Here is a 415-nt window from a genome sequence, read left to right as displayed (position 1 = left end):
AAATTTCCCATCTTCGGCATAATTGACCGATACACTGTTCCCTTGCTCACTTCCCTCAAAAAGTGGGGGGGAAGTGTAGATATTTTTGATTTTTGCTATACTGGTATTTGATACTTCCCCTATTTCCAGATTGGCAGCATGGTAAGTAGCCAAAACCAGCCGTCTTCCCTGTGGCCGGGCACATATTTTTCCCTGGCTGGCCATGGCTATTTCCCTCAAGGATGCTTTTGAATTTAAATGCTGTAAGAATGGATAATCATGGATCTCTTGTACGATTTTTTGTCTGGCATCAGATACAGCGTACCGGTGATCAAAATGACCAATGCCAACAAACAAAGAATCATTTATAGCATGCAATGATGAATATTTTAAGCTAAAGCGACCCATCTGTTGATTGGGTACATAATTTTTATTC

1 protein-coding gene is annotated in these 415 nt (G+C 40.5%); it reads right to left on the bottom strand.

Annotation, left to right across the window (positions count from 1 at the left end):
- A partial coding sequence (locus tag AC04NP_RS30685; RefSeq protein WP_482863951.1) for a hypothetical protein occupies window positions 1–357 on the bottom strand: 357 nt, incomplete at its 3' end.
- Window positions 358–415 lie beyond the last annotated feature (58 nt).

This window comes from Agaribacillus sp. DX54, assembly GCF_056858335.1.
Note: the sequence above shows the minus strand (reverse complement) of the source record. Positions and strands in the feature narration are given on the sequence as shown.